This is a genomic window from Kineococcus esterisolvens, from assembly GCF_050871405.1.
Taxonomy (GTDB): domain Bacteria; phylum Actinomycetota; class Actinomycetes; order Actinomycetales; family Kineococcaceae; genus Kineococcus.
In genome coordinates this window covers 1-23959 of sequence record NZ_JBJLRI010000017.1, presented here as the reverse complement: position 1 = coordinate 23959, position 23959 = coordinate 1, and the positions used below count along the sequence as shown (strand labels likewise).

Annotated in this window: 29 protein-coding genes; 25 read left to right on the top strand and 4 right to left on the bottom strand. The window is 74.8% G+C overall.

Annotation, left to right across the window (positions count from 1 at the left end; all coding sequences use genetic code 11):
- The first annotated feature begins 58 nt into the window (after positions 1 to 58).
- The 13 genes from ACRYR8_RS08005 (at position 59) to ACRYR8_RS07945 (ending at position 10540) form a co-directional block, all read left to right on the top strand.
- Complete coding sequence (locus ACRYR8_RS08005; protein ID WP_432483853.1) at positions 59 to 829, top strand: L-threonylcarbamoyladenylate synthase; 771 nt, start codon at positions 59 to 61, stop codon at positions 827 to 829.
- Positions 830 to 835: 6 nt separating this feature from the next.
- Positions 836 to 1993, top strand: coding sequence for a glycosyltransferase family 4 protein (locus ACRYR8_RS08000; protein WP_432483851.1), 1158 nt, complete (start codon positions 836 to 838; stop codon positions 1991 to 1993).
- A 150-nt stretch (positions 1994 to 2143) separates the two neighbouring features.
- Positions 2144 to 2572 carry a Cg1360 family ATP-synthase-associated protein gene (locus ACRYR8_RS07995; RefSeq protein WP_432483849.1) on the top strand — a complete coding sequence of 143 codons (429 nt, stop codon included), beginning with the start codon at positions 2144 to 2146 and terminating at the stop codon, positions 2570 to 2572.
- Positions 2573 to 2601: 29 nt separating this feature from the next.
- A complete protein-coding gene (locus ACRYR8_RS07990; protein ID WP_432483847.1) occupies positions 2602 to 2835 on the top strand; it encodes an AtpZ/AtpI family protein in 234 nt (77 codons plus the stop codon).
- Between the two features lie 88 nt (positions 2836 to 2923).
- Complete coding sequence (gene atpB, locus ACRYR8_RS07985; RefSeq protein WP_432483845.1) at positions 2924 to 3718, top strand: F0F1 ATP synthase subunit A; 795 nt, start codon at positions 2924 to 2926, stop codon at positions 3716 to 3718.
- A gap of 66 nt (positions 3719 to 3784) precedes the next feature.
- Positions 3785 to 4003: an ATP synthase subunit C-like protein gene (locus ACRYR8_RS07980; RefSeq protein ID WP_432483843.1), complete on the top strand. Its 219-nt coding sequence runs from the start codon at positions 3785 to 3787 to the stop codon at positions 4001 to 4003.
- A 42-nt stretch (positions 4004 to 4045) separates the two neighbouring features.
- On the top strand, positions 4046 to 4615 hold the full coding sequence (locus tag ACRYR8_RS07975) for a F0F1 ATP synthase subunit B (protein ID WP_432483841.1): 570 nt from the start codon (positions 4046 to 4048) through the stop codon (positions 4613 to 4615).
- On the top strand, positions 4612 to 5439 hold the full coding sequence (locus ACRYR8_RS07970; RefSeq protein WP_432483839.1) for a F0F1 ATP synthase subunit delta: 828 nt from the start codon (positions 4612 to 4614) through the stop codon (positions 5437 to 5439). Before ACRYR8_RS07975 ends, ACRYR8_RS07970 begins: the two co-directional genes overlap by 4 nt.
- Positions 5440 to 5623: 184 nt before the next feature.
- Entirely contained in the window at positions 5624 to 7282 is a 1659-nt protein-coding gene (atpA, locus tag ACRYR8_RS07965; protein ID WP_432483837.1) for a F0F1 ATP synthase subunit alpha, read from the top strand.
- A 55-nt stretch (positions 7283 to 7337) separates the two neighbouring features.
- Positions 7338 to 8243 carry a F0F1 ATP synthase subunit gamma gene (locus ACRYR8_RS07960; RefSeq protein ID WP_432483835.1) on the top strand — a complete coding sequence of 302 codons (906 nt, stop codon included), beginning with the start codon at positions 7338 to 7340 and terminating at the stop codon, positions 8241 to 8243.
- A gap of 50 nt (positions 8244 to 8293) precedes the next feature.
- A complete protein-coding gene (gene atpD, locus ACRYR8_RS07955; RefSeq protein WP_432483833.1) occupies positions 8294 to 9754 on the top strand; it encodes a F0F1 ATP synthase subunit beta in 1461 nt (486 codons plus the stop codon).
- Between the two features lie 44 nt (positions 9755 to 9798).
- Positions 9799 to 10077 (top strand): F0F1 ATP synthase subunit epsilon, encoded by a 279-nt coding sequence (locus ACRYR8_RS07950; protein WP_432483831.1) that lies wholly within the window; start codon positions 9799 to 9801, stop codon positions 10075 to 10077.
- Between the two features lie 28 nt (positions 10078 to 10105).
- The gene (locus ACRYR8_RS07945; protein WP_432483829.1) at positions 10106 to 10540 is read left to right on the top strand and encodes a DUF2550 domain-containing protein; all 435 of its coding nucleotides are present in this window, start codon (positions 10106 to 10108) and stop codon (positions 10538 to 10540) included.
- A gap of 51 nt (positions 10541 to 10591) precedes the next feature.
- Here the strand turns inward: ACRYR8_RS07945 and ACRYR8_RS07940 are convergent, their stop codons facing one another.
- Positions 10592 to 10924, bottom strand: a complete 333-nt coding sequence (locus ACRYR8_RS07940) for a hypothetical protein (protein WP_432483827.1) — start codon at positions 10922 to 10924, stop codon at positions 10592 to 10594.
- A gap of 270 nt (positions 10925 to 11194) precedes the next feature.
- On the opposite strand from ACRYR8_RS07940, the gene ACRYR8_RS07935 reads away from it, so the two are divergent.
- Positions 11195 to 11641: an STAS domain-containing protein gene (locus ACRYR8_RS07935; RefSeq protein ID WP_432483899.1), complete on the top strand. Its 447-nt coding sequence runs from the start codon at positions 11195 to 11197 to the stop codon at positions 11639 to 11641.
- On the opposite strand, the gene nucS is transcribed toward ACRYR8_RS07935, so the two are convergent.
- Complete coding sequence (nucS, locus tag ACRYR8_RS07930) at positions 11593 to 12285, bottom strand: endonuclease NucS (RefSeq protein ID WP_432483825.1); 693 nt, start codon at positions 12283 to 12285, stop codon at positions 11593 to 11595. The two genes, ACRYR8_RS07935 and nucS, sit on opposite strands and share 49 nt — an antisense overlap.
- Before the next feature lie 220 nt (positions 12286 to 12505).
- On the opposite strand from nucS, the gene ACRYR8_RS07925 reads away from it, so the two are divergent.
- The 3 genes from ACRYR8_RS07925 to ACRYR8_RS07915 are packed head-to-tail and all read left to right on the top strand — an operon-like array spanning position 12506 to position 14694.
- Positions 12506 to 12799, top strand: a complete 294-nt coding sequence (locus tag ACRYR8_RS07925) for an Rv1322 family protein (protein WP_432483823.1) — start codon at positions 12506 to 12508, stop codon at positions 12797 to 12799.
- A gap of 45 nt (positions 12800 to 12844) precedes the next feature.
- A complete protein-coding gene (locus ACRYR8_RS07920; protein ID WP_432483821.1) occupies positions 12845 to 13969 on the top strand; it encodes a threonine aldolase family protein in 1125 nt (374 codons plus the stop codon).
- Positions 13966 to 14694 carry an alpha/beta hydrolase gene (locus ACRYR8_RS07915; protein ID WP_432483819.1) on the top strand — a complete coding sequence of 243 codons (729 nt, stop codon included), beginning with the start codon at positions 13966 to 13968 and terminating at the stop codon, positions 14692 to 14694. Before ACRYR8_RS07920 ends, ACRYR8_RS07915 begins: the two co-directional genes overlap by 4 nt.
- A 56-nt stretch (positions 14695 to 14750) precedes the next feature.
- On the opposite strand, the gene ACRYR8_RS07910 is transcribed toward ACRYR8_RS07915, so the two are convergent.
- Positions 14751 to 15899 (bottom strand): DivIVA domain-containing protein, encoded by a 1149-nt coding sequence (locus tag ACRYR8_RS07910; RefSeq protein ID WP_432483817.1) that lies wholly within the window; start codon positions 15897 to 15899, stop codon positions 14751 to 14753.
- A 191-nt stretch (positions 15900 to 16090) separates the two neighbouring features.
- Between ACRYR8_RS07910 and ACRYR8_RS07905 the strand changes: the two genes are divergently transcribed.
- Positions 16091 to 16432: a thiamine-binding protein gene (locus ACRYR8_RS07905; RefSeq protein ID WP_432483815.1), complete on the top strand. Its 342-nt coding sequence runs from the start codon at positions 16091 to 16093 to the stop codon at positions 16430 to 16432.
- 33 nt (positions 16433 to 16465) lie between these two features.
- On the opposite strand, the gene ACRYR8_RS07900 is transcribed toward ACRYR8_RS07905, so the two are convergent.
- Positions 16466 to 16942: a DoxX family protein gene (locus ACRYR8_RS07900; RefSeq protein ID WP_432483813.1), complete on the bottom strand. Its 477-nt coding sequence runs from the start codon at positions 16940 to 16942 to the stop codon at positions 16466 to 16468.
- A 246-nt stretch (positions 16943 to 17188) separates the two neighbouring features.
- On the opposite strand from ACRYR8_RS07900, the gene ACRYR8_RS07895 reads away from it, so the two are divergent.
- From ACRYR8_RS07895 to ACRYR8_RS07865, 7 genes are all read left to right on the top strand, one after another.
- Positions 17189 to 17872, top strand: coding sequence for a hypothetical protein (locus ACRYR8_RS07895; RefSeq protein ID WP_432483811.1), 684 nt, complete (start codon positions 17189 to 17191; stop codon positions 17870 to 17872).
- Positions 17872 to 18864: a DUF8094 domain-containing protein gene (locus ACRYR8_RS07890; RefSeq protein ID WP_432483809.1), complete on the top strand. Its 993-nt coding sequence runs from the start codon at positions 17872 to 17874 to the stop codon at positions 18862 to 18864. The genes ACRYR8_RS07895 and ACRYR8_RS07890 overlap by 1 nt, the downstream gene beginning before the upstream one ends.
- 97 nt (positions 18865 to 18961) lie before the next feature.
- Complete coding sequence (locus ACRYR8_RS07885; protein ID WP_432483807.1) at positions 18962 to 19924, top strand: co-chaperone YbbN; 963 nt, start codon at positions 18962 to 18964, stop codon at positions 19922 to 19924.
- Between the two features lie 71 nt (positions 19925 to 19995).
- Positions 19996 to 21453, top strand: a complete 1458-nt coding sequence (locus tag ACRYR8_RS07880; protein WP_432483805.1) for a serine hydrolase domain-containing protein — start codon at positions 19996 to 19998, stop codon at positions 21451 to 21453.
- Positions 21454 to 21565: 112 nt separating this feature from the next.
- Positions 21566 to 22216 carry an ABC transporter permease gene (locus ACRYR8_RS07875; protein ID WP_432483803.1) on the top strand — a complete coding sequence of 217 codons (651 nt, stop codon included), beginning with the start codon at positions 21566 to 21568 and terminating at the stop codon, positions 22214 to 22216.
- Positions 22217 to 22220: 4 nt separating this feature from the next.
- A complete protein-coding gene (locus tag ACRYR8_RS07870; RefSeq protein ID WP_432483801.1) occupies positions 22221 to 22946 on the top strand; it encodes an ABC transporter permease in 726 nt (241 codons plus the stop codon).
- 23 nt (positions 22947 to 22969) lie between these two features.
- Positions 22970 to 23905 (top strand): ABC transporter substrate-binding protein, encoded by a 936-nt coding sequence (locus tag ACRYR8_RS07865; protein ID WP_432483798.1) that lies wholly within the window; start codon positions 22970 to 22972, stop codon positions 23903 to 23905.
- Positions 23906 to 23959: the final 54 nt, after the last annotated feature.

The following is a 23959-nucleotide window of genomic DNA, read 5'->3' as shown; positions in this document are numbered from 1 at the left end:
CCCGACCCGCCGGGCGGGTGGCACCGGGGCGGTGGGCACCGGTGGGACACTCGCCCGTGTGAGACCTCCTTTCGACTGCGCCGATCCGGTGACCCGAGAGCGCGGCCTGGCCGCGGCCGAGAACGCCGTCAAACGCGGCGAGGTCGTGGTGCTGCCCACCGACACCGTCTACGGCGTCGGCGCGGACGCCTTCTCGCCGGCGGCGGTGCGCAAGCTGCTGGAGGCCAAGGGGCGCGGGCGCGACATGCCGCCGCCCGTGCTCGTGCCGGAGGTGCGCACCGTGGACGGGCTGGCCTCGGCCGTGCCGTTCGCGGTGCGGGAGCTGATGGACGCCTTCTGGCCCGGTGCCCTGACGATCGTCTGCCGCGCGCAGCCGTCGCTGACGTGGGACCTGGGCGAGACGCACGGCACGGTCGCGCTGCGGATGCCGCTGCACCCCGTGGCGCTGGAGCTGCTCAAGCGCACCGGCCCGCTGGCGGTCTCCAGCGCCAACCTCTCCGGCCGGCCGGCCGCGACGACGGTGCAGGAGGCCGTCGACCAGCTCGCCTCCTCGGTGCGCGTCTACCTGGACGGCGGCCTGAGCCCGAAGGGGGCGCCCTCGACGATCGTGGACGCCTCCGACGGCCCCCTGCGGATCCTGCGCGTGGGGGCGCTCAGCGAGGAGGAGCTGCGCCGCGCGGTCCCCAAGGGCTGGTACGACCCCGAACCCGGACCGGAGGCGGAACCGCGGCCGGAGCGCGGACCCGAGCCGGGGGAGGGGCCCGGTGAGCGCCCCGAGACCGTCGGCGGCCAGGGCGCGGAGCGGACCGGCGCTTCCCCGGGAGCCTGACCACCGATGCGGGTGTACCTGCTCGTCCTCGTCGTGGCCGCCGCCGTCACCTACCTGACGACGCCCCTGGTGCGCCGCCTGGCGCAGCGCGTCGGCGCCATCACCCCGCTGCGGGACCGGGACGTCCACTCGGTCCCGGTCCCGCGCATGGGTGGGGTGGCGATGCTGCTGGGCCTGGCCGCCGGGCTCCTGGTGGCCAGCCGGATCCCCTTCACCTCGCGGGTGTTCGACGCCTCGCCCGGCCCGCAGTGGGTCCTGGTGGGAGCAGCGATCGTCTGCGCGGTGGGGGTGGCCGACGACATCGTCCAGCTCGACGCGGTCACCAAGCTCGCCGGCCAGGTGCTGGCCGCGGGGGTCATGGGCTGGCAGGGCATCAGCCTGCTGCAGCTGCCCATCGGCGGCGTCACCCTGCTGTCGGCGCCGGCCATGATGGCCATCACGATCCTCGTGGTGCTCGTGTCGGTGAACGCCGTGAACTTCGTCGACGGCCTCGACGGCCTGGCCGCGGGGATCGTCGGCATCGGCGCGGTGGCCTTCTTCCTGTACTCGTACGCCCTGCAGCGCGGGCAGTTCCCCGACGACTTCTCGTCCCTGGCCACGCTCGTGGCTGCCATCACCGTGGGCTGCTGCGTGGGGTTCCTGCCGCACAACTCGCACCCCGCGCGCATCTTCATGGGCGACTCCGGCTCGATGCTGCTGGGCCTGCTGCTGGCCACGGCCACCATCGCCGCCACCAGCACCGTCGACCCCGAGACCGTGGCCGACGAGGAGATCGCGCCGGCCTTCTTCCCGCTCGTGCTGCCCGTGGCCGTGCTGCTGGTGCCGCTGGGGGACATGCTGCTGGCGGTGGTGCGCCGCACCCGCGCCGGGAAGGCCTTCTGGCACCCCGACAAGCAGCACCTGCACCACCGGTTGCTGCAGATGGGGCACTCACACCGGGTGGCGGTGCTGGTCATGTACTCGTGGGCGGCGTTCCTGAGCTTCGGCGCCGCCTCGTACGCGTTCCTGCCCCTGGTGCAGGCCCTCGCGGTGGCGCTGGCGGCCGGCTGCGTCGTCCTGGCCTTCACCTTCGGGCCGCTGATCTGGCGGCGTTCGCGGCGCCCGCCGCCCGGCCGCGGTGAGGGGGCGACCCCCGCGCGCTCCTCGGAGCCCACCCGCACCTGAGCGCCCCGGGAGGGTCCACGACGGCGCGTAGGAGGTCCTCCGGATCGTGATAGCTTTCACGAAGTCCGCCCGGCCCCTGCACGGGTGCGCCGCGGACACCGCCGACGAGCCGAACCCCGGACGACCCGCCGACGACAGAGAGCAGCCGACGTGACCAGGAGTGCCGACGACGTGTTCAGCGTCGTCCCGCGTCGCTCGCTGCCCCCCGTCGTCCTCGTCTGGCTGGCCGGCACCGGGATCGGTGCCCAGGCGGGCTCGGCCGCCGCGCTCGGCGCACTGGTCGGCGGCGGTCTGGCCACCGTGTTCCTCGCCTCGACCTTCGTGCTGCTGCGCGTGGTCAAGCACGTGGAACCGGGTCTGAGCCTCGCGCTGGCCCTGATGGTCTACCTGTTCAAGGTCACGGTGCTCGCCACCGCGGTGCTGCTGCTGCGGGACCTGCCCGGGGTCGACGGGGCGGCCGCGGCCGCTTCGGCGGCGGCGTGCACGGTCGTGTGGAGCGCCGCCGCGTGCGTGGCGTTCCGCCGCCTGCGCCTGCCCGTGTTCGAGCTCGGCCACGGCCGTTCCGGTGCGGGGAGCTGACGTGGACGACTGCTACCGTTCGCCCCACCATGCCCGACGAGGACAGGCGGCCGGACGAGGACGCGCGCGAGGAGGCCCGGCTGAACGACAGCCTGGCCTGGAACGCGGCGTCGTACCTCTTGTCCGGGATCGTCGGCTTCGGCTTGCTCGGCCTGCTGCTCGACCGGCTCCTGGACACCTCGTTCCTGGCGGTCGTCGGCAGTCTCGGCGGCATGGCCTTGAGCATCTACTACGTGTGGTTCCGGTACGGTTCGCGCAAGTGATGCCCAGCTCGCGCACAGCGCAGCCGGGCGACCAGCGCACCGACCCGGCCCCCCGTCCACACACTGGCGTTCGTACGGAGGAGACGCTGTGAGCCTGTCCACGCTCGCCACCGCAGGCGGGGAGTCCTTCGAGGCTCCCACGCCCGCGGACTTCTGGCAGCCGCTCGTCGGGGACGGCGCCTTCGCCCTGACCCGCCCGATGTTCGTCATGGCGCTGAGCGTCGTGGTCATCGGGGCGTTGCTGCTGGCGACCACCAAGCGGCTCACCGTGGTGCCCGCCAACAAGAAGCAGTTCGCGGTGGAGGCCCTCTACGGCTTCGTCCGCAACGGCGTGGCGCGCGACATCATCGGGTCGAAGGAGTTCCTCCGCTACGTCCCGCTGCTGTTCACGATGTTCGTGCTGATCCTCGTGAACAACCTGGTCGGCGTCATCCCGCCGATCCAGTTCCCCACGATGAGCCGCATCGGGTTCCCGATCGCGCTGACGCTCGTGGTCTTCGTGCTCTACCACCTCATCGGCATGAAGCGGAAGGGTGTGGGCGGCTACTTCAAGTCGCTCATGCCGGCGGGCGTGCCGGTCTTCCTGGTTCCGGTCGTGTACCTGCTGGAGCTGTTCACCTACTTCGTCTCCCGCCCGCTGACGCTGGCGGTGCGACTCTTCGCGAACATGTTCGCGGGTCACATGCTGATCCTCGTGCTGTTCCTGGGCGGCGAGCACCTGCTGCTGCACGGTGAGGGTCTGCTGCCCGCCGCGGGCGTGGTCTCCTACCTGTTCGGTCTGGTCATGTCGTTCTTCGAGCTGCTCATCCAGGTCCTGCAGGCCTACATCTTCGTGCTGCTGACCGCCACGTACATCGCCGGCTCCCTCGCCGACGAGCACTGACCCACCGCAGACCCAACGTCCCCGGGGCCGAGCCGGCGCCGGGCCGAGAAAGGAACGATCCACACCATGGGTGGAAGCCTCAACGTCATCGGTTACGGCCTCGCCGCGATCGGCCCGGCCATCGCCGTCGGTCTCGTCTTCGCCGCCTACATCAACGGCGTGGCGCGCCAGCCGGAGTCCCGCGGCATGCTGCAGCCCATCGCCATCTTGGGCTTCGCGCTCGCCGAGGCGCTCGCGATCCTGGGCTTCGTCCTCGCCTTCATCAACCCGGGTGTCAACAGCTGATCGCTCGGCCACTCGTCCGACACTGACAGCTAAGGAGCGCACATGCCCGCGTGGGTGATGGCGGCGGCGGCCGAGGAGGAGGGCTTCTGGGAGTCCGCCTACCCCGTCCTGCCGCACCCCGGTGAGCTCATCGCCGGGTTGGTCTTCCTGGCCCTGCTCTACCTGCTCGTCGCCAAGGTCGTCGTGCCGCGGCTCGAGAAGGCCTTCGAGGAGCGCCGCGAGGCGATCCAGGGCGGCGTCGAGAAGGCCGAGCGCGCACAGGCCGAGGCCAACGCCGCGCTGCAGGAGTACAAGGCGCAGCTCGCCGACGCCCGCGGCGAGGCCAACCGCATCCGCGAGGAGGCCCGCCAGCAGGGCGCGGCGATCGTCGCGGAGATGCGCGAGCAGGCCCAGGCCGAGGCCGAGCGGATCACCACGTCCGCCCGCGCCACGATCGAGGCCGAGCGTGCGCAGGCCTCGGCGCAGTTGCGTGCCGAGGTCGGCCGGCTGGCCACCGACCTCGCCTCGCGCATCGTCGGTGAGTCGCTGCAGGAGCCGGCGCGGCAGAGCGGGGTCGTCGACCGCTTCCTGGCCGAGCTGGAGTCCTCCCCGCAGGGCGTGACGACCCGATGACCGACCTCGACAGCGGCGCGGCGCGGGTCAGCGTGGCCCGTGCCCAGGAGGTCCTCGAGGCGCAGTTGACCGCCGAGGGGGCCGACGCCGGGCGAACCGGTGAGGACCTGTTCGCGGTCACCTCGCTGCTCGACGACTCCATCGGGCTGCGCCGGGCGCTGACCGACCCGGCGCGCGACGGCGCGGTCAAGGCCGCGTTCGTGCGCAGCGTGCTGGGGACCAAGGTGTCGCCGGCCGCCGTCGAGACGGTCGCGGCCCTGGCCACCGGCCGCTGGAGCGCGACCCGCGACATCGCCGACGCCTGCGAGCGGCTGGCGGTGGCGGCGGTGGCGGCCCAGGCGGAGCGCTCGGGCCACCTGGACGCCCTGGAGGACGAGCTCTTCCGCTTCTCGCGCACCGTGGCGGGCAACCCCGCGCTGCGCGACGCGCTGGCGGACCGGACCGCCCCGGCCGCCAACCGGGCGGCCCTGGTCTCCCGGCTGCTCCTGGGCCGGGCCAGCCCGGAGGCCGTGCAGCTCGCCCGCCGGGCGGCCGCCGCGCCGCGCGGCGTGCGCGCCGAGCGGTTGCTGGAGGAGTACGTCACCGTCGTGGCGCGCCGGCGCGAGCAGCTGGTCGCCCACGTGGTGAGCGCCCGGCCGCTGAGCGAGGCGCACCGCGACCGGCTCGCCGCGGTGCTGAGCCGCCAGTACGGCCGCGCGATCCGCCTCAACGTCGACATCGACCCCGAGCTGGTCGGCGGTCTGCGGGTGAGCGTCGGTGACGACGTCATCGACGGCGCCGTCTCCACGCGGCTCGCCGAGGCCCGCCGCCGCCTCGCCGGCTGAACCGTCGGCGAACGGGCGGCGGCTCGGTCGACCTGCCCCCCGCCACGGGGGACAATGGGTCGAGACACGCACTGAACCGCCGCTCGGCGGTCCGGCGACGCCGGGACCGAGCACCCGCCGCGAGCCACGGGCACCACCCGCCGGCTCCACAGACAGCACCCCCAGAAGGAGAGCAGGGCATCCCATGGCCGAGCTGACCATCCGCCCGGAGGAGATCCGGGACGCTCTCGACGCCTTCGTCGCGTCGTACGACCCCGGTACCGCCGCGCGCGAGGAGGTCGGGCGCGTCAGCGAGGCCGGCGACGGCATCGCCCGCGTCGAGGGCCTGCCCTCGGTGATGGCGAACGAGCTGCTCCGCTTCGAGGACGGCACCCTGGGCCTGGCGCAGAACCTCGACGTCCGCGAGATCGGCGTCGTCGTCCTGGGCGACTACTCGGGCATCGAGGAGGGCCAGGAGGTCCACCGCACGGGCGAGGTGCTGTCCGTGCCGGTCGGCGACGCCTTCCTGGGCCGCGTCGTGGACCCGCTGGGAGCGCCGATCGACGGCCTCGGGCCGATCGAGGCTGAGGCCCGCCGCGCGCTGGAGCTGCAGGCCCCCTCGGTCGTGCAGCGCCAGGAGGTCCGCGAGCCGCTGCAGACCGGCATCAAGGCCATCGACGCGATGATCCCGGTCGGTCGCGGCCAGCGCCAGCTCATCATCGGCGACCGCCAGACCGGCAAGACGGCCATCGCGATCGACACGATCATCAACCAGAAGGCCAACTGGGAGAGCGGCGACCCGAAGCAGCAGGTCCGCTGCATCTACGTCGCGATCGGCCAGAAGGGCTCGACGATCGCCTCCGTGCGCCGCTCGCTGGAGGAGGCCGGCGCGATGGAGTACACGACCATCGTCGCCGCCCCCGCGTCCGACCCGGCCGGCTTCAAGTACCTCGCGCCCTACACCGGCTCGTCCATCGGCCAGCACTGGATGTACAGCGGCAAGCACGTCCTCATCGTCTTCGACGACCTGTCCAAGCAGGCCGAGGCGTACCGCGCCGTGTCGCTGCTGCTGCGCCGCCCGCCGGGCCGCGAGGCCTACCCCGGTGACGTCTTCTACCTGCACTCCCGCCTGCTGGAGCGCTGCGCGAAGCTGTCCGACGAGCTCGGTGGCGGCTCGATGACCGGTCTGCCGTTCATCGAGACCAAGGGCAACGACGTCTCGGCGTACATCCCGACCAACGTCATCTCCATCACCGACGGGCAGATCTTCCTGCAGTCCGACCTCTTCAACGCCAACCAGCGCCCCGCCATCGACGTCGGCATCTCGGTCTCCCGGGTCGGCGGCGCCGCGCAGACCAAGGCGATCAAGGGCATCTCGGGCACGCTGAAGCTGGACCTGGCGCAGTACCGGGCGATGGAGGCGTTCGCGATGTTCGCCTCGGACCTCGACCAGGCCTCGCGCAACCAGCTCGCCCGCGGCGCCCGCCTCGTGGAGCTGCTGAAGCAGCCGCAGTACACCCCGTACTCGCTGGAGGAGCAGGTCGTCTCCATCTGGGCCGGCACCACCGGGCAGCTCGACTCGATCGAGGTCTCGGACGTCAGCCGCTTCGAGCGTGAGTTCCTCGACTACGTCAAGCGCCAGCACCCCGGCGTCATGGAGGGCATCCGCGAGACGAAGCAGTTCTCCGACGGCGCCAAGGAGGAGCTGAAGAAGGCCGTGGACGCCTTCAAGCCGCAGTTCTCCTCCTCCGAGGACGCCGCGCCGGTGCCGGCCGGGAGCGGCGCGGACGGCGCGGACGCGGGTGACGTCTCGCAGGAGCGCATCACCACCAACCGGGGCGGGGCGACGGCGGCCCGCAGCTGACGCGGCCGGGACAAGCACAGCAGGGACCGAGCGGAGCAGGGAAGAGGAGCAGGACATGGCAGGCCAGCTGAGGGCCTACCGGCGGCAGATCCGCTCGGTCCAGGCGACCAAGAAGATCACCCGCGCGATGGAGCTGATCGCGGCGTCGCGCATCATCAAGGCGCAGGCGAACGTCCGGGCGTCGACCCCGTACGCCCGGGCGCTCACCCGGGCGGTGTCGGCGGCGGCGTCCAACGCCTCGCTCGACCACCCGCTGATCACCGAGAAGCCGCAGGTCCGGCGCGCCGCCGTCCTGCTGCTGTCCTCGGACCGCGGCCTGGCCGGCGCCTACTCCTCCAGCGTGCTGCGCGAGGGGGAGCGCCTGAGCGCGGCCCTCCGCGCGGAGGGCAAGGAGATCTCGCCCTACCTCGTCGGTCGCAAGGCGGCGTCCTTCTACCGCTTCCGCCGCCGCGACATCACCGCGGAGTGGTCGGGGTTCACCGACTCCCCGCGGTACGAGCACGCCAAGGAGATCGGTGAGCGCCTCGTCGAGGACTTCGGCCGCGAAGCGGCCGAGGGCGGCATCGACGAGATCCACGTCGTCTACACGCACTTCGTGAACATGGTCACGCAGGAGCCGCGCGTCATCCGCCTGCTGCCGCTCGAGGTCGTGGAGGGCTCCGGCGCCCAGGACGGGGAGCTCACGCCCCTGTACAGCTTCGAGCCCAGCCCGGAGGCGGTCCTCGACGCGCTGCTGCCGCAGTACGTCAACAGCCGCATCTACAACTGCCTCCTGCAGGCCGCGGCCTCCGAGCTCGCCGCCCGCCAGCGGGCGATGAAGTCCGCCACGGACAACGCGGACGAACTCATCAAGAACCTCACGCGGCTGGCGAACAACGCCCGGCAGGCGGACATCACGCAGGAGATCACCGAGATCGTCGGCGGCGCCGACGCGCTGGCCTCCTCCGGTTCCCGCGGCTGACGCCCGCACCACGCACGCACTCACTCGACGAAGGAAGCCCGAGGAGCGACATGACCGCCACCGTCACCGAATCGGCCGCCGGCACCAGCAAGGGTGCGACCGGCCGCATCGCCCGAGTCATCGGCCCCGTCGTCGACGTCGAGTTCTCGGCCGACACGATGCCCGAGCAGAACAACGCCCTCACCACCGAGGTGAGCATGGGCGGGCAGACCCAGACCGTGACGCTCGAGGTGGCCTCCCACCTGGGCGACAACATGGTTCGCGCCATCTCGCTGAAGCCCACCGACGGCATGGTGCGCGGTGCTCCCGTGGTCGACACCGGTGCCCCGATCTCCGTCCCGGTCGGCAACGTGACCCTGGGTCACGTCTTCAACGCCATCGGCGACTGCCTCAACCTCGAGGAGGGCGAGCGCCTGGAGGTCACCGAGCGCTGGCCGATCCACCGCAAGGCCCCCAGCTTCGACCAGCTCGAGTCGAAGACGCAGATGTTCGAGACCGGCATCAAGGTCATCGACCTGCTCACCCCGTACGTCCAGGGCGGCAAGATCGGCCTGTTCGGCGGTGCTGGCGTCGGCAAGACGGTCCTCATCCAGGAGATGATCCAGCGCGTCGCGCAGAACCACGGCGGTGTCTCGGTGTTCGCCGGTGTCGGTGAGCGCACCCGTGAGGGCAACGACCTCATCGGCGAGATGGCCGAGGCCGGCGTCTTCGACAAGACCGCCCTGGTCTTCGGCCAGATGGACGAGCCGCCGGGGACGCGCCTGCGCGTGGCCCTGTCCGCGCTGACGATGGCGGAGTACTTCCGCGACGTGCAGAAGCAGGACGTGCTGCTGTTCATCGACAACATCTTCCGGTTCACCCAGGCCGGTTCCGAGGTCTCGACCCTGCTGGGCCGCATGCCGTCGGCCGTGGGCTACCAGCCGACGCTGGCCGACGAGATGGGCGTCCTCCAGGAGCGCATCACCTCCACCCGTGGGCACTCGATCACCTCGCTGCAGGCGATCTACGTCCCCGCGGACGACTACACCGACCCGGCCCCGGCGACGACCTTCGCCCACCTGGACGCCACCACGGAGCTGTCCCGCGAGATCGCCTCGCGCGGTCTGTACCCCGCGGTGGACCCGCTGGCCTCCACCTCCCGGATCCTGGACCCGCTGTACATCGCCCGGGACCACTACGAGACCGCGGTGCGCGTGAAGCAGATCCTGCAGCGCAACAAGGAGCTGCAGGACATCATCGCGATCCTCGGCGTGGACGAGCTGTCCGAGGAGGACAAGCTCACCGTGTCCCGCGCGCGGCGCATCCAGCAGTTCCTCTCGCAGAACACGTACATGGCGGAGAAGTTCACCGGCGTCGCCGGCTCGACGGTCCCCCTGAAGGAGACCGTCGAGGGCTTCTCGCGAATCGCGGACGGCGAGTTCGACCACGTCGCCGAGCAGGCCTTCTTCAACGTCGGTGGTCTCGAGGACGTCGAGCGCAAGTGGGCCGAGATCCAGAAGCAGGGCGACTGACCCTCGCGGGCCGGTAGCCGTCACGAGGAGCTAAGGAGCACAGGGTGCCGTTGCAGGTCGAGCTGGTCGCCGCCGACCGGTCCGTGTGGTCGGGTGAGGCGACGCTGGTGCGCGCCCGCACCGTCGACGGCGAGATCGGCATCATGGCCGGCCACGAGCCGTTGCTGGCCGTCCTCGCGACGGGGGAGGTGTCCGTCTCCGGTGCCGGGGGCGGTACCACCGTCCACGTGGACGGCGGGTTCTTCTCCGTCGACTCCGACAAGGTGACGATCGTGGCCGAGACGGTCACCGAGAGCACCGGTCGGGGCGGCGAGGTCCACTGACGGTTCGAGCGGCGAGGACCTGACCGGCGTGCGCGAACTGCTGCTGTCCCTGGAGGTGGCGGGCGCGTGCGCCCTGGTCGCGCTGCTCGGCCTGGTCCTCGTCGTCGTGCGGCGCCGCCGCCTCAGTGGGCGGCTCGGCTCGTTCGACTGCTCGATGCGCGCCTCGGGGTCCCGCCGCTGGGCCCTGGGGGTGGCGCGTTACGAGACGGACCGGCTGGACTGGTACCGCCTGTTCTCGCTGTCGCCGCGCCCCTCGTGCTCCTTCGCACGGGGGGCGCTCGACGTGACCCGCCGGCGCGACGCGGAGGGGCACGAGCGGCTGGCGGTGCAGCCGGAGGCGATCGTCGCGGAGTGCCGCCACGGCGGCGTCGGGGTCGAGCTGGCCATGAGCACCGACGCCTACACGGGGTTCGCGTCCTGGTTGGAGTCGGCGCCCCCGGGCCAGAACGTCAACGTCGCCTGAGGGCCGCCGAGGCGGAGCGGCACCGGAGCCCGTCCCGGCCGCGGCGTGCGCTCAGCGCCCCCCGCCGGGACCGTCGAGGAGCTGCCGGGCCAGCGCGGCCTGCTCGGGGAAGACCATGACGCGCGGGCCCTCGGTGGTGGGGGCCAGGGTGGCGCGGATGCCGGCGTCCAGGAGGGTGCGCCGCTGCACCTCGGCCTCGACGAAGGTGGCGGGGGCGGAAACCACCTCGAGCAGGCCGTACTCCTCGCTGGCACCGCGGTGCGGGCGCCGCTCGACCAGCGACCGGCCGTGCGAGAACGTCCAGCGCAGCAGCAGGGCCAGGACTCCCACGATGAGCAGGGCCATGATCGGGCCCACCGCGTAGTAGTAGCCGCCGAACGTCACCCGGACAGTGTCCCCGCCCTGTCCAGCGGGAGTGGCGGGCCGTGCCACGAGAAGGTCACCGTTCGGTGAAGGGACGTCGCTCCGTGTCCCTGTGACTGCGTTCCGTGGCAGAGTCGGCGTACAGGGTGTCCCGGGTGTGCGGCAGCACGGTGCAACCGGACGGCGGGCCCCTGCGTCCTAGCCGGTGACCACGACCGGCGTCCTCGGGGGAGGAACACAATGGCGATCCAGGTCGCAGCAAGGACCGCAGTGCCCAGCGCCGCGGACGACGTGGCGGCGCGACGCGCCGCCCGCACCGCCCCACCAGGCGGTGCCACCGTCGTCGAGGAGGACCCCGGCAGGCTCGTGCGGGTCTCCGGGCGCCTCGACGTGCACTCGGTCCCGGAGGTCAGGGCGGCCCTGCACGCCGCCGTCGACCGCGGTTCCGGCCCACTGGTGGTCAGCGTCGACGGCGTCGTCGTCGCCGACGCCACCGGCCTGGGCGTCTTCGTCGGGGCACACCGCCGGGCACAGCGCGCGGGCCGGGAGCTGGTGCTGCGGGACGTGCCGCTCCCCGCGCTGCGGCTGGTGCGCGTCACCCGCCTGCACCGCGTGCTGCGCGTCGACGACGAGCTCGCGCGGGCCGGTGCCTCACCGCGGCCCGTGGTGACCCGGCTGAAGCAGCAGGCTCAGAACAGGCGCGCCGAGGCGTCGTCCATGCCGCGCAGGGCGTCGTAGTCCAGCGTCACGCAGCGGATGCCGCGGTCGGTGGCCAGCGTGCGCGCCTGGGGTTTGATCTCCTGGGCGGCGAACACGCCGGCCACCGGCCGCAGTCGCGGGTCGCGGTTGAGCAGCTCCAGGTAGCGGGTCAGCTGCTCCACGCCGTCGATCTCGCCGCGGCGCTTGATCTCCACCGCCACGGTCCCGCCGCCGCCGTCGCGAGCCAGGATGTCCACCGGCCCGATCGCCGTGGGGTACTCGCGGCGCACGAGCCGGTACCCCTCGCCGAGCGTGGCGATGTGCTCGGCCAGCAGTTGCTGCAGGTGCGCCTCCACGCCGTCCTTGACCAGGCCCGGGTCCACGCCGAGCTCGTGGCTGGAGTCGTGCAGCACCTCGTGGACGGACACCACGAGCTTGTCGTCGTTCTTCAGGTGCTGCACCGTCCACGTCTCCACGACGCCCTCGGCGGTGTCCTCGCCCGCCGGGGTCACCGTCAGCCGGGCGGGCGGGCTCATCCAGTTCAGCGGCTTGTAGGAGCCGCCGTCGGAGTGCACGAGCACGCTGCCGTCGGCCTTCACCACCAGCAGCCGGGTGGCCAGGGGGAGGTGGGCGGACAGGCGCCCCGCGTAGTCGACGGAGCATCGGGCGATCACCAGGCGCACGGTGCGGCAGCTTACGTGCCGCTCCGCCGGCGATCCGCCGGGCTCCGGGCGCACCGTCCGCCGCCGTCCCGCGCTGTCCCCCGAAAGGGGCCCTGTAACGAAATCGGGACCTGGAGCGCTTGAGGGGGTGCACCGGGCGCGCCACGGTGGTGTGGAGGGGACTCCACCGCGGCGGCGCCCGGTTCTGCTGCCCGGCCCGGCGGCTGGGAGACTGGGGCGCGTGCCCCGCGCCAACCGCCGCCGCCCGGACCCGCCCCCGCGCGGTGTGCTCGGACGCGGCGTCGACCGCACCGTGCACGCCGCCGACGGATCCTGGGTGGTGCGCGAGTTGCGCGGGGACACCTCCACCAAGACCTACCGCTGCCCCGGGTGCGCCCAGGACATCCGGCCCGGCGTGCCGCACGTCGTGGTCTGGCCCTCGGTGGGCACCTTCAGCCCCGGCGACGGCGCCAGCGAGCGCCGCCACTGGCACGCCTCCTGCTTCGCCGCACGCGGCCGGCGCGGTCCCCGCTGAGCCCCTGCCGCGCCCCACCGGCACCCCTCGCACTACCGTCGGCGGGTGACCGGAACACCCACCGCACCGCGCCCGCCGGCGACGGCACAGGAGCCCGGTCCGGCTCCCGCCCCCCGGCACGACCCGTCCCGCCGCGGCTTCGCCAGCGACAACGCCGCCGGCATGCACCCCGAGGTGCTGGCCGCCGTCGTCGCCGCCAACGGCGGGCACGTGGGCAGCTACGGCGCCGACCCGTACACCGCCGCCCTGGACGAGGTGCTGCGCGGGCACTTCGGTCCCGGCACCGCCTCGGCCGTCGTGCTCACCGGCACCGGGGCCAACGTCGTGGCCCTGCAGGCGCTGACGCACCGCTGGGAGTCGGTCCTGTGCTCGGCCGACGCCCACGTCCTGCACGACGAGGGCGGCGCCCTGGAGCACGTCGGCGGCGCGAAGCTGATCCCGCTGCCCACCTCCGACGGCCTCGTGGACCCCGCGGACCTCGAGCGCGCGGTGCGCCGCGCGCAGGGCCCGATGTCCGCGCCCGTCGGGGCGCTGACCCTGACGCAGAGCACCGAGCTGGGCACCGTCTACTCCGCCCAGCACCTGCGGGAGCTGGTCGGCGTCGCCCACGACCTGGGCGTGCGCGTGCACGTGGACGGCGCCCGTCTCGCCAACGCCGCCGTCGCGCAGGGCGCCGGGCTGGGGGAGCTGACCACCCGCCTGGGCGTGGACGCGGTCTCGCTGGGCGGGACCAAGAACGGCGGTGGTCTCGCGGAGGTCGTCGTCGTGCGCTCCGGGGAGGCCGCCCCGGGCCTGGCGCGGCTGCGCAAGCAGTCCCTGCAGCTGGCGTCGAAGGCCCGGTTCGCCTCCGCGCAGCTGCTGGCGCTCCTCGAGGGCGACCTCTGGCTCCGCAACGCCGCCGCCGCCAACGCGGCGGCCGCACTGCTGGCGCGCGGCGTGGAGGACCTGGGGTCCCGGGTCCGGCTGACGCGGCCGGTCCGGGCCAACGCCGTCTTCGCCGCGCTGCCCGCGGCCGTCGCCGAGCGTGCCGCCGCCCGCGTGCCGTTCTTCGTGTGGGACCCGCACCACGGTCCCGACCGGGTGGAGGCCCGCTTCGTCGCCTCCTTCGACACCACCGGCGCGGACGTGGCCGGCCTGCTGACGGTGCTGCGCGAGGAGCTGGCGCGGTGAGCGCGGAGCCCGTGGAGATCCGTTCCGACGTGGTCCTGCCTGCCCGCCGCGAGGACGTGGAGCTGCACACCGCCGATGGGCTCACGCTCGTCGGGGAACTGGCCCTGCCCGCCGAGCGCGACCCCGTGGCCACCCTCGTGACGCTGCACCCCCTGCCCACCGCGGGCGGGTTCATGGACAGCCACGTGCTGCGCAAGGCGGCCCACCGGCTGCCGGCGCTCGCCGACCTGGCCGTGCTGCGCTTCAACACCCGCGGCACCTCCAGCCCCCGCGGCACGAGCGGCGGCTCCTTCGACGCCGGCCGGGCCGAGCGCTTCGACGTCGCCGCCGCGCTGGAGCTGGCCGAGTTCCGCGACCTGCCGCACGTGTGGCTGCTGGGCTGGTCCTTCGGCACCGACCTGGCGCTCGTGCACGGGCGCGACCCGCTGGTGGAGGGTCTGCTCCTGCTGTCCCCGCCGCTTCGCTGGTCCACCCCGGAGGACCTGCGCGCCTGGGGGGAGCTCGGCAAGCCGGTCACGGCCCTCGTGCCGGAGTTCGACGACTTCCTGCGCCCGGCCGAGGCGCGCGAGCGGTTCGCCGACCTGCCCCAGGCGGAGGTCGTCGCCGTGGAGGGTGCCAAGCACCTGTGGGTGGGGGAGCCGGCCGTGCGCCGCGTCCTCGACGAGGTCGTGGCCCGCGTCAACCCCGCGCGGGCGCCGCTGCCGACGACCTGGCCGCCGGCCTGACGCACCGCGGGCCGGGACCCCGAGAGGGGTCCCGGCCCGCGGTGGGGCGGGGTGCCTCAGCCGACGGCGCCGGCCCGGTCCGCCTGCGTGGCGCGCTGCCCGCTGAGGTCGACGACCTCGGCCTGCTCGCCGTCCTGCACCTCGCCGTCCTGCACCTCGCCGTCCCGGTGAGCCGGCGCCAGGGGCGCCAGGCCCAGCAGGCCCCGCAGGTCGTCGAGGTGCTCGGTGATCTCGTCGCGCTGCTGCATGAGCTCGTCGACCTCCGCCTGCGCCGAGGCGCGGCTGCGCTCGGCCTGCTCGCGAGCGGTGTCCACCATCTGCTGGGCGCGGGTGCGGGCGTCCGTGACGAGCGCGTCGGCCTCCTTGCGGGCCGTCTCCGCGCGCAGCGCCGCCTGGGCCAGCGCCTCGGCGCGGATCGACTCGGCGGCCTCGGCGGCCTGCTGCGCCCGCTCCTCGGCCTCGGCGGCGCGCTGCTCCGCCTCGGCGATGCGGGCGGCCGTGCGGGCGGCGGCGACCTCCAGCCGCTGGCGGTCCTCCTCGGCGGCGCGCTCGCGGGCCGCCGCCAGGGCGAGCTCCTGCTCGCGCACCGCGGCCTCGGTGCCGGTGCGCAGCTCGAGCGTCTCGCGCTCGGCCTGCGCGCGCAGGGCCGCGGCGCTGCGCTCGGCGGCGGCGATCGCCTCGGAGGCCTCGTGGTCGGCCTGGGCGCGCAGGTTCGCGGCCGCCCGCTCGGCGGCCGCGGTGGTCTCCGCGGCGCTGCGCCGGGCGGCCTCCACGATCCCGTCGGCCTCGGCGCGGGCGCGCTGGAGGATCTCCGCGGCGTCGCGCGTGGCTCCCTCGGTCCGCCGGCGCGCGTCCTCGTCGGCCTGCGTGCGGGTCTCCAGCGCCTCGGCGCGGGCCTCCTCGCGCAGCCGGTCGGCGTCCCGCCGGGCCGAGCGCAGGATCTCCCCGGACTGGTCCTCGGCCAGGCGCAGCAGCTTCTCCATGCGCGCACCGAGCCCGGAGTAGGTGGGCTTGTCGTGCTCGCGCAGCTCCTTCTGGGCCTGGCTGAGCTCGCCGGCCACGCGCAGCGCGCGGGCGTCGCTCTCCTCGACGCGGGCGCGCGCCTCGCGCAGCGCCTCCTCCAGGTGGTGCAGCCGGGCCTCGACCTGGCCGCGGTCGTAACCGCGCACGACGATGCTGAACGCGTCGTGGGACTCGTTGGACACCGCGGACCTCCGGGGCGGGTCGGGGACGGGCTGGGACCGCGCCGCCGGGTGAGCGCCGGGCGGTGCGACCGCTGTCGGCAGCGTAGTCGCGCCGGGCCGCGGCACCGGGCAGCCCCGGACGTGTCGGCCCGGCGGGACGGGTGCCGGGCCCGCGGGAGGCGCCACCGGGTCGCGGCGCCTAGCGTGGGCACGTGCTGGTCGCCTTCTCCGTGTCCCCGTCCGGCGGTGCCGCGCCCGAGGGCCCGGCGCCGGACTCCGTGAGCGCCGCGGTCGCCGACGCCGTGCTGGTCGTTCGCTCCTCCGGCCTGCCTCACCGCACCGACGCGATGTTCACCACGGTGGAGGGCAGCTGGGAGGAGTGCATGGACGTCGTGCGCCGCGCGTGCGAGGCCGTGGGCCGGCACGGCCCCCGGGTGTCCCTGGTGCTCAAGGCGGACATCCGCCCCGGCCACGAGGGGGAGCTGACGGGCAAGCTGGAGCGGCTGGAGGCCGCCGTGGAGCGCGCGCAGGGCGAGGCCGGCCGGGGCCAGTAGCCCGGCCGGCCCCGCCGCGGCGCCGGCCGGGGCTCACCGGCGCCGGCGCAGCGCGCCGTCCAGGGAGAAGCGGCCGGCGCCGGTGAACAGCAGCATCAGGCCCACGCCGCCGAGCAGCAGCGCGTTCTCCCCGTTGACCTGCCCCTGCACGAGGAACCCCTGCGGGGCGTGCACGAGCAGCCACACCCCGGCCATCTGGGCCAGGAGCAGGGCCCCGGCCGCGCGGGTCGCCAGGCCGAGCAGCAGCAGCGAGCCGAGGCCGACCTCGCCGAGGATCACCAGCCAGCCCGCGAGGTCGGGTGCCGGCACCCCCAGGGAGGCGGCCGTCCCGGTGGCGCCCCCGGGGTCGGACAGCTTGGGGACGCCGTGCACCAGCAGGAGGGCGCCGGCGAGCAGGCGCACCAGGAGCAGTCCGGTGCTGGTGGACGCGGGGGTGCGGGCGGCGCCCCCCGCGGGGCGGGTGGTCGTGGGGTTCGTGGTGGACGTGATGGACGTGCTGGCAGCGTTCACGTGGTCGGTCCTCTGCGTTCGGGAGGGGGCCCGGCGGGCCCTTCGGGCGGGCGAGAGGTGTCGCGGCCTGCTGCGGCGACGGGGACGGGCACCGCGATTCTTGCAGTTTTAAGCATCATGGGTGCGCGTCACCCTGTCAACGGGGCGGGCCCGCGCGCGGTTCACCCGCACGGCCACGGCGTGCGTAGGGTGTCTCCCCGTACCCGGCGCCCGTCCCGCGCCCGCGCCACCACCCTGGAGGACCACGTGCGACGCGCGTTCGCCTGGCTGCTGCTCCTGGCCGGGATCGGCTGCGGCGCCGCCGGCGCCCTGCTCCTGACCGTCCTGGCCCCACCGGGGACCCTGGCCGTCGCGGTGAGCCCGGCGCCCGGCGCGGTGGCCGTGGTGACCGCGCCCGGCGTGCTCGACTTGACCGGTCCCGCGGCCACCGTCAGCGCCCGGGCCGCCGGCGGCGAGGACGTCTTCGTCGGCGTGGCCACCGCCCGGGACGCCGAGGCGTGGCTGGACGGCGCGGCCCGCACCGAGGTCACGGGCGTGGGGGGATCCCTCGACGAACCCGTCGCACGCGCGGAGCAGGAGGGAGCGGGGCCCGCGGCCGACCCCCGCGCCGCCGACGTGTGGATCGCCACCGCGCAGGGCGACGGCAGCGCCGCGCTGACCTGGGACACCGCCTCCGACGAGTCCCTCGCCGCCGCCGGCGGCGCGGTCGCCGTCGTGGCGACCGACGGGACCGCCGCGGCCCCGGCGCAGGTCGAGCTGTCCTGGCGCCTGCGGGGCGAGGCCGCCCAGCACCCCGGGGGCGTCCCGCTCGCCGTGGCCGGTGCGGTGCTGGTCCTCCTCGGCGCCGCGGGGCTGCTGCTGCACCGCCGCCGCGGTCCGCGACCCGGCACCCGCACGCCCGACCGCCCCGCCCGGCAGGAGACCGCCTGATGCGTCGACCCGCCCGGACCCTCGTCCTCGCCTGCGCCGTGCTGGCGCTGCCCGCGTGCGCCCAGCTGCCCGCGGTGACCGCTCCCGCCGCGACCGGGCGGGCGCCGGTGCCGCTGGTGGTCCAGCCCGCGCAGGCCGCCCGCATCGCCGAGGCCGCCACCGCGCCCCTGGAGGTGGCCGGCGACCCCGCCGCCACCGACCTCGACGCGCTGGCCCAGCGGGTCACCGGCCCGGAGCTGGACCTGCGCCGCGCCGCCGCGACCATCGCCGCCGCCGGCGCCACCCCGCCGGCGGCCGGCGCGGACACCCTGGAGGCGATCTCCTCGGTGCTGCCGCGCCAGGAGGGCTGGCCGCGCTGGTTCCTCACCGTCACCGAGCCGGGAGCCGACAGCAAGCCGTCCCTGGTGGTGCTGCGCTCGCCCGCGCCGCGCGAGCCCTACCGGGTGTGGGCCACGCCCTCGCTGCTGCCGGGGGCGAGCCTGCCCACCACCGGGGCCCCCGCCGACGGGGCCGCCGTCGTGCCCGCCGACGAGGACACCAACCTGCCGATGAGCCCCGCCGCGGTCGCCGAGCGCTACGCCGACGTGCTCCTGAACGGCGACGGCAGCGAGTTCGCCGGGCAGTTCGCCACCGACGCCTACCGGCGGGGCGTGCTCACCTCCGCCGAGGAGCAGGCCCGGGCGCTGGAGGGCGCCGGGGGGACCTTCTCGCAGGAGCGGGTCCTGCTGGACGACTCCGTCCTGGCCGTGCGCACCCGCGACGGCGGTGCCCTCGTCGTGGCGGGGTACCGCTCGTCGGTCACGGCCGCCGGGCCCGCCGGGGGACTGCCGGGGCAGCTGCAGGCCGCGGCCGCCGCCCTCGCCGGCCGCGAGGACGCCACCTCCGTGACCACGGTCGTGGAGGAGGTCGTCGTCTTCGCGGTGCCGCCGGGGCAGGGGCAGACCTCCGTCGTGGCGGTGCAGAGCGGACCGGTCTCGATCGAGGCGTCCTGAGGCGCCCGGCCCCGCTCGCGCACCCGGGCCGCGCACCCCGCGACGGCCGCCCGGACGGGCTGCGGGCCCGCGGCGGCTGCGTGAGAAGCTGACCGCCATGACTCAACCGACGCCCCCCGGTGCGGGGCTGAACCTGCGCGGGGCGGTGGACCTCGGGGCGCTGGCGGCCCGCAACTCCCGCCGCGAGGAGGTCGCGCGCCGCGCCGCCGCCGACCCCGCCGCCGTGCAGCAGGCATCGCCGTTCGTCGTGGACGTCACCGAGGAGTCCTTCACCGAGGTCGTGCAGTCCTCGGTGAGCTTCCCCGTCGTCCTGGACCTGTGGGCCGAGGGCTACGACACCGGCGCCGAGGTGCTCTCGCAGCTGGCCGACGAGTTCGGCGGCCGCTTCCTGCTGGGCCGCATCGACGCCCAGGCCGAGCCGGCGCTGGCCCAGTCGCTCGTGCAGTCCCTGCAGGCGCGGGCGGTCCCGCTGGTCGCGGCGATCGTCAAGGGCCAGCCGCTGCCGCTGTTCACCGGCGCCTACCCCTCCGCGGAGGAGGGCCGGCAGCTGCTGGAGGAGGTCCTGCGGGTCGCCGAGGCCAACGGCGTCACCGGCCGCGTGCCCGGCGAGGCACCGGCCGCCGCCGAGGAGCCCGAGCAGCCGGCGCCGCCGCCGTTGCACGCCGAGGCGCGGGCCGCCGTCGAGGCCGGCGACCTCGACGCCGCCGCGGCCGCCTGGCAGAAGGCCCTGGCGAACGACCCGCGCGACGAGGCGGCCACCGAAGGGCTGGCCCGCGTCGGCGTGCTGCGCCGCGTGCAGGGCGTCGACCTCGGCCGGGCCCGGGCCGCGGCCGCCGAGGCTCCCGACGACGTCGCCGCCCAGCTCGTCGTGGCGGACCTGGACCTCGTCGGCGGCCACGTGGAGGACGCCTTCGAGCGGCTGCTGCGCATCGTGCAGCGCACCGCGGGCGAGGACCGCGACGCCGCCCGGACCCACCTGCTGGAGCTGTTCGCGGTGGTCGGCACCTCCGACCCGCGCGTGGTCAAGGCCCGCGCCGCGCTCTCGCGCGCGCTGTTCTGAGCCGGGCCCTGCCCGGGACCGCGCCCGCGCGGTCCCGGGCGGAGGCGGCCCGCGCGCCTAGGATCGCGGGCGTGAGCACCGACGCGAGCACACCGGCCGGCACCACCGGGACGGACCTGCCCCGCAGCGCCCCCTCCGCGCAGGGCGTCGACGCCCGCGGCATCGCCTCCTTCCTGGACGCGGTCGAGGCCGCCGACGGCGTCGAGCTGCACTCCCTCGCGGTCCTGCGCCACGGCGCCGTCGTGGCCGAGGGCTGGTGGGCGCCGTACGCGCCGCAGCGGCTGCACCTGCTCTACTCGGTCAGCAAGAGCTTCACCGCGACCGCGCTGGGCCTGGCGGTGGCCGAGGGGCTGGTGGACCTGGACGCGACCGTGCTGTCGTACTTCCCCGAGCTGGACACCGACGTGAGCGACCCGCGCTCCCGCTCGATGCGCGTGCGCGACGTGGCCGCCATGGCCAGCGGCCACGCCGGCGAGACGCTGGAGCAGGCCGCGGCGGACCCCACCGGCGACGTCGTGCGCGGCTTCCTGCGCCTGCCGCCGCAGGCCGATCCCGGCACGCTGTTCGCCTACAACCAGCCGTGCACGTACTCCCTGGCGGCGATCGTGCAGCGGGTCACCGGTGAGACCCTCACCGGGTACCTGCGCCCGCGAGTGCTGGACCCCCTGGGCGTGGGGGAGACCGCCTGGCTCACCGACGACCGGGGCCGCGAGATCGGCTTCTCCGGCCTGCACGCCACGACCGACGCGCTGGCCAAGCTCGGCCAGCTGCACCTGCAGCGCGGCCGGTGGGGGCAGCGGCAGCTGCTGCCGGAGCAGTGGGTGGACCAGGTGGGCCGCCCGCACGTGGACACCGCCGCCGCCCACCCGGACCCCGACGGGCAGCTCGGGTACGGCTACCAGTTCTGGCCCTCCCGGCACGGCTACCGCGCCGACGGCGCCTACGGCCAGTTCAGCCTGGTGCTGCCCGAGCAGGACGCCGTGGTGGCCCTCACGGGGCAGAGCACCACCACCCGGGTGCTGCTGGACGCCGTGTGGGAGCACCTGGTGCCGGCGCTGGCCGACCCCGTCCCGCCGGCGGACGCCGCCGCGCACGACGCGGCGCTCGCGGGCCGGCTGCGCACCCTGCAGCTGGACGCCCCGCCGGCGCTCGCCCCGCCCCGGGAGCTGCGACCCCTGGTGCTGACCCCGGCGCCGGGCAGTGCGCCCGCCACCCTGGAGCGCGTGCGGGTCGAGCGCGCGGGTGCCGCCGGGGAGGGCTGGACCCTGGTCCTGGAGGACGGCCCGGACCGGCTGACCGCCGCGCTGGGCACCGGGTGGGTGACCACCGGGCCGCTGGCCACGAGCTGGGCCCCGGCCGGTGCCGGCGCTCTGCGGGTGGACGTGGTGTTCGTGGAGACCCCGCACCGCCTGCAGCTGGAGCTGGACCCGGACGCCGGCACCTTCCGCGGGACCTGGCGGACCGAGCCGCTGCACGGGCCCCCGCTGGCCGCCCTGCGCGCGCCCCGCCCGCCCCGGGCCGGGTCCTGAGCACCGTCCCGGGCGGTGCCGCGGCTGCCCGCCCGGCCCGCCCCGCTCGCGGACCGCGGTCCGGGGTGCTGCACTGTGGTCCCGTGTCCGCCGGTTCGACAACGGAGCTGCGGTGATCGACTACCTGCGCGGCGACTCGGCCGTGGTGCTGGACGCCCTGACCGAGCACGTCGTGCTCGCCGTCGTGCCCCTCGTCGCCGGCGTGCTGCTGTCGCTGCCCCTGGGCTACCTGGGCGTGCGCTTCCCCCGCGTCTACCAGCCCCTCATGGGCGTCTCGGGCATCGTGTACTCCATCCCGTCGCTGGCGGTGTTCGTGACCCTGCCGTACCTGCTGGGCACGAGGATCCTGTCGCCGGTCAACGTCGTGGTGGCGCTGACGGTGTACACGCTGGCGCTGATGGCCCGCACGGTCGCCGACGCGCTGCGCTCCGTGGACCCCGCTCTCACGGAGGCGGCGACCGCCATGGGGTACCGGCGCTCGCGGCGGCTGGTGGAGGTGGAGCTGCCGCTGGCCCTGCCGGTGGTGCTGGCCGGGGCTCGGGTGGCGGCCGTCTCGAACATCAGCCTGGTCAGCGTCGGCGCGCTCATCGGCGTCGGTGGGCTGGGTGGCCTGTTCACCCGCGGGTTCCAGCTGGACTACCCGGCGCCCATCCTCGTCGGGATCGTGCTGACGCTGCTCCTGGCGGGCGTGGCGGACCTGCTGCTCGTGCTGCTGCAGCGGTGGGCGACCCCGTGGACCCGCCTGGCCGGACGGAAGGGCTGAGGCCGTGGACGAGACCCCCTACCTGCTGGACCCGGCCCACTGGAGCGGCAGCGGGTCCATCCCGCAGCTGACGCTGGACCACCTGGGGTACACCGGCCTGGCGCTGCTGCTGGGCCTCTGCGTCGCCTTCCCGCTCGGACTGCTCATCGGCCACACCGGCCGCGGCTCCTTCCTGGCGATCAACGCCGGCAACGCCGGGCGGGCCCTGCCGACGCTGGGCCTGCTGATGCTGCTCGTCACGCTCCTGGGCCTCGGCCTGGTGCCGGTGCTCATCGCCCTCGTGGTGCTGGTGATCCCGCCGATCCTCACCTCCACCTACGCCGGGCTGCGCTCGGTGGACCGCGCCGCCGTGGACGCGGCGCGGGGGATGGGGATGCGCCCGCTGCAGGTGCTGTTCGGCGTGGAGGTGCCGATGGCGCTGCCCGTGCTCTTCAGCGGGCTGCGTGCGGCGGCCCTGCAGGTGGTGGCCACCGCCACGGTGGCGGCCGCTGTGGGCCTGGGCGGCCTGGGGCGCCTGCTCATCGACGGCCTCGCGGTCAACGACTACGGTCGGGTGGCCGCCGGCGCGATCGTCGTGGCCGTGCTGGCCATCGTCCTGGACCTGCTGCTGGCGCTGGTGCAGCGGTCCGTCGTCTCCCCGGGGCTCACCGGTCGCCGGCCGCGCCGCAGGCGCGGTGGCCGTCGGCCGCCCACCCCGGCCCAGTCCCGCCTCGACGCCGACCTGGCGTGAGGACCGAACGGAAGGCACGACCCATGAAGCGCAGGACCCTGCTGACGACCGCACTGGCCTCGGGCACGGCGGGGCTGACCCTGGCCGCCTGCGGGGCTGGGGAGGACCCCCTGTCCGCGGCACCGGCCGGTGAGGGGTCGGGCTCGTCCGCCGCGGTGGTCGTGGGGTCGGCGAACTTCCCCGAGAGCGAGCTGCTGGGGGAGATGTACGCGCAGGTGCTGGAGGGCACCGGGGTGCAGGTGGAGCGGAAGTTCGGCATCGGTGCCCGGGAGGTGTACCTGCAGGCCCTGCAGGACGGCTCGATCGACCTCATCCCCGAGTACAACGGCGCGCTGCTGTCGGCCCTGGTCGAGGGCGGTGTCCCGCAGGACGTCCAGACCTCCGAGGAGGTGTACGAGGCGCTGCAGGAGGCGCTGCCGCAGTCCCTGGAGGTGCTGGAGCAGTCCGAGGCGCAGGACAAGGACAGCCTGACGGTGACGCGCGCGACCGCCGAGCAGCACGGGCTGGTAGCGATCCCCGACCTGGTGCCCGTGGCCGGGCAGATGGTGTGCGGCGGGGCACCCGAGTTCGCCGAGCGCTACCAGGGCCTCGTGGGTCTGGAGGAGGTCTACGGCGTGGAGTTCGCCGGCTTCCGCTCCCTGGACGCCGGCGGCCCGCTCACCGTGCAGGCCCTGCTGGACGACGACATCCAGGTGGCGAACCTGTTCACCACCGACTCGGCCATCGAGACGAACGACCTCGTCGTCCTGGACGACCCGGAGAACCTGTTCCTCGCCGAGAACGTGCTCCCGCTGATCCGCTCCTCGGCGAACACCGAGGCGATCACCGAGGCGCTCAACGCGTTCTCGGCGACGCTGACGACGGAGAAGCTCACCGAGCACCTGGCGCGGGTGCAGGTGGACAAGCAGTCCGTCGCCGAAGTGGCGCAGGCGTACCTGGCCGCCAACCCCGTCGGCTGACGCGGGCCCGCTGCACGGGCGAGGGCCCCACCCCCTGTGGGGGGTGGGGCCCTC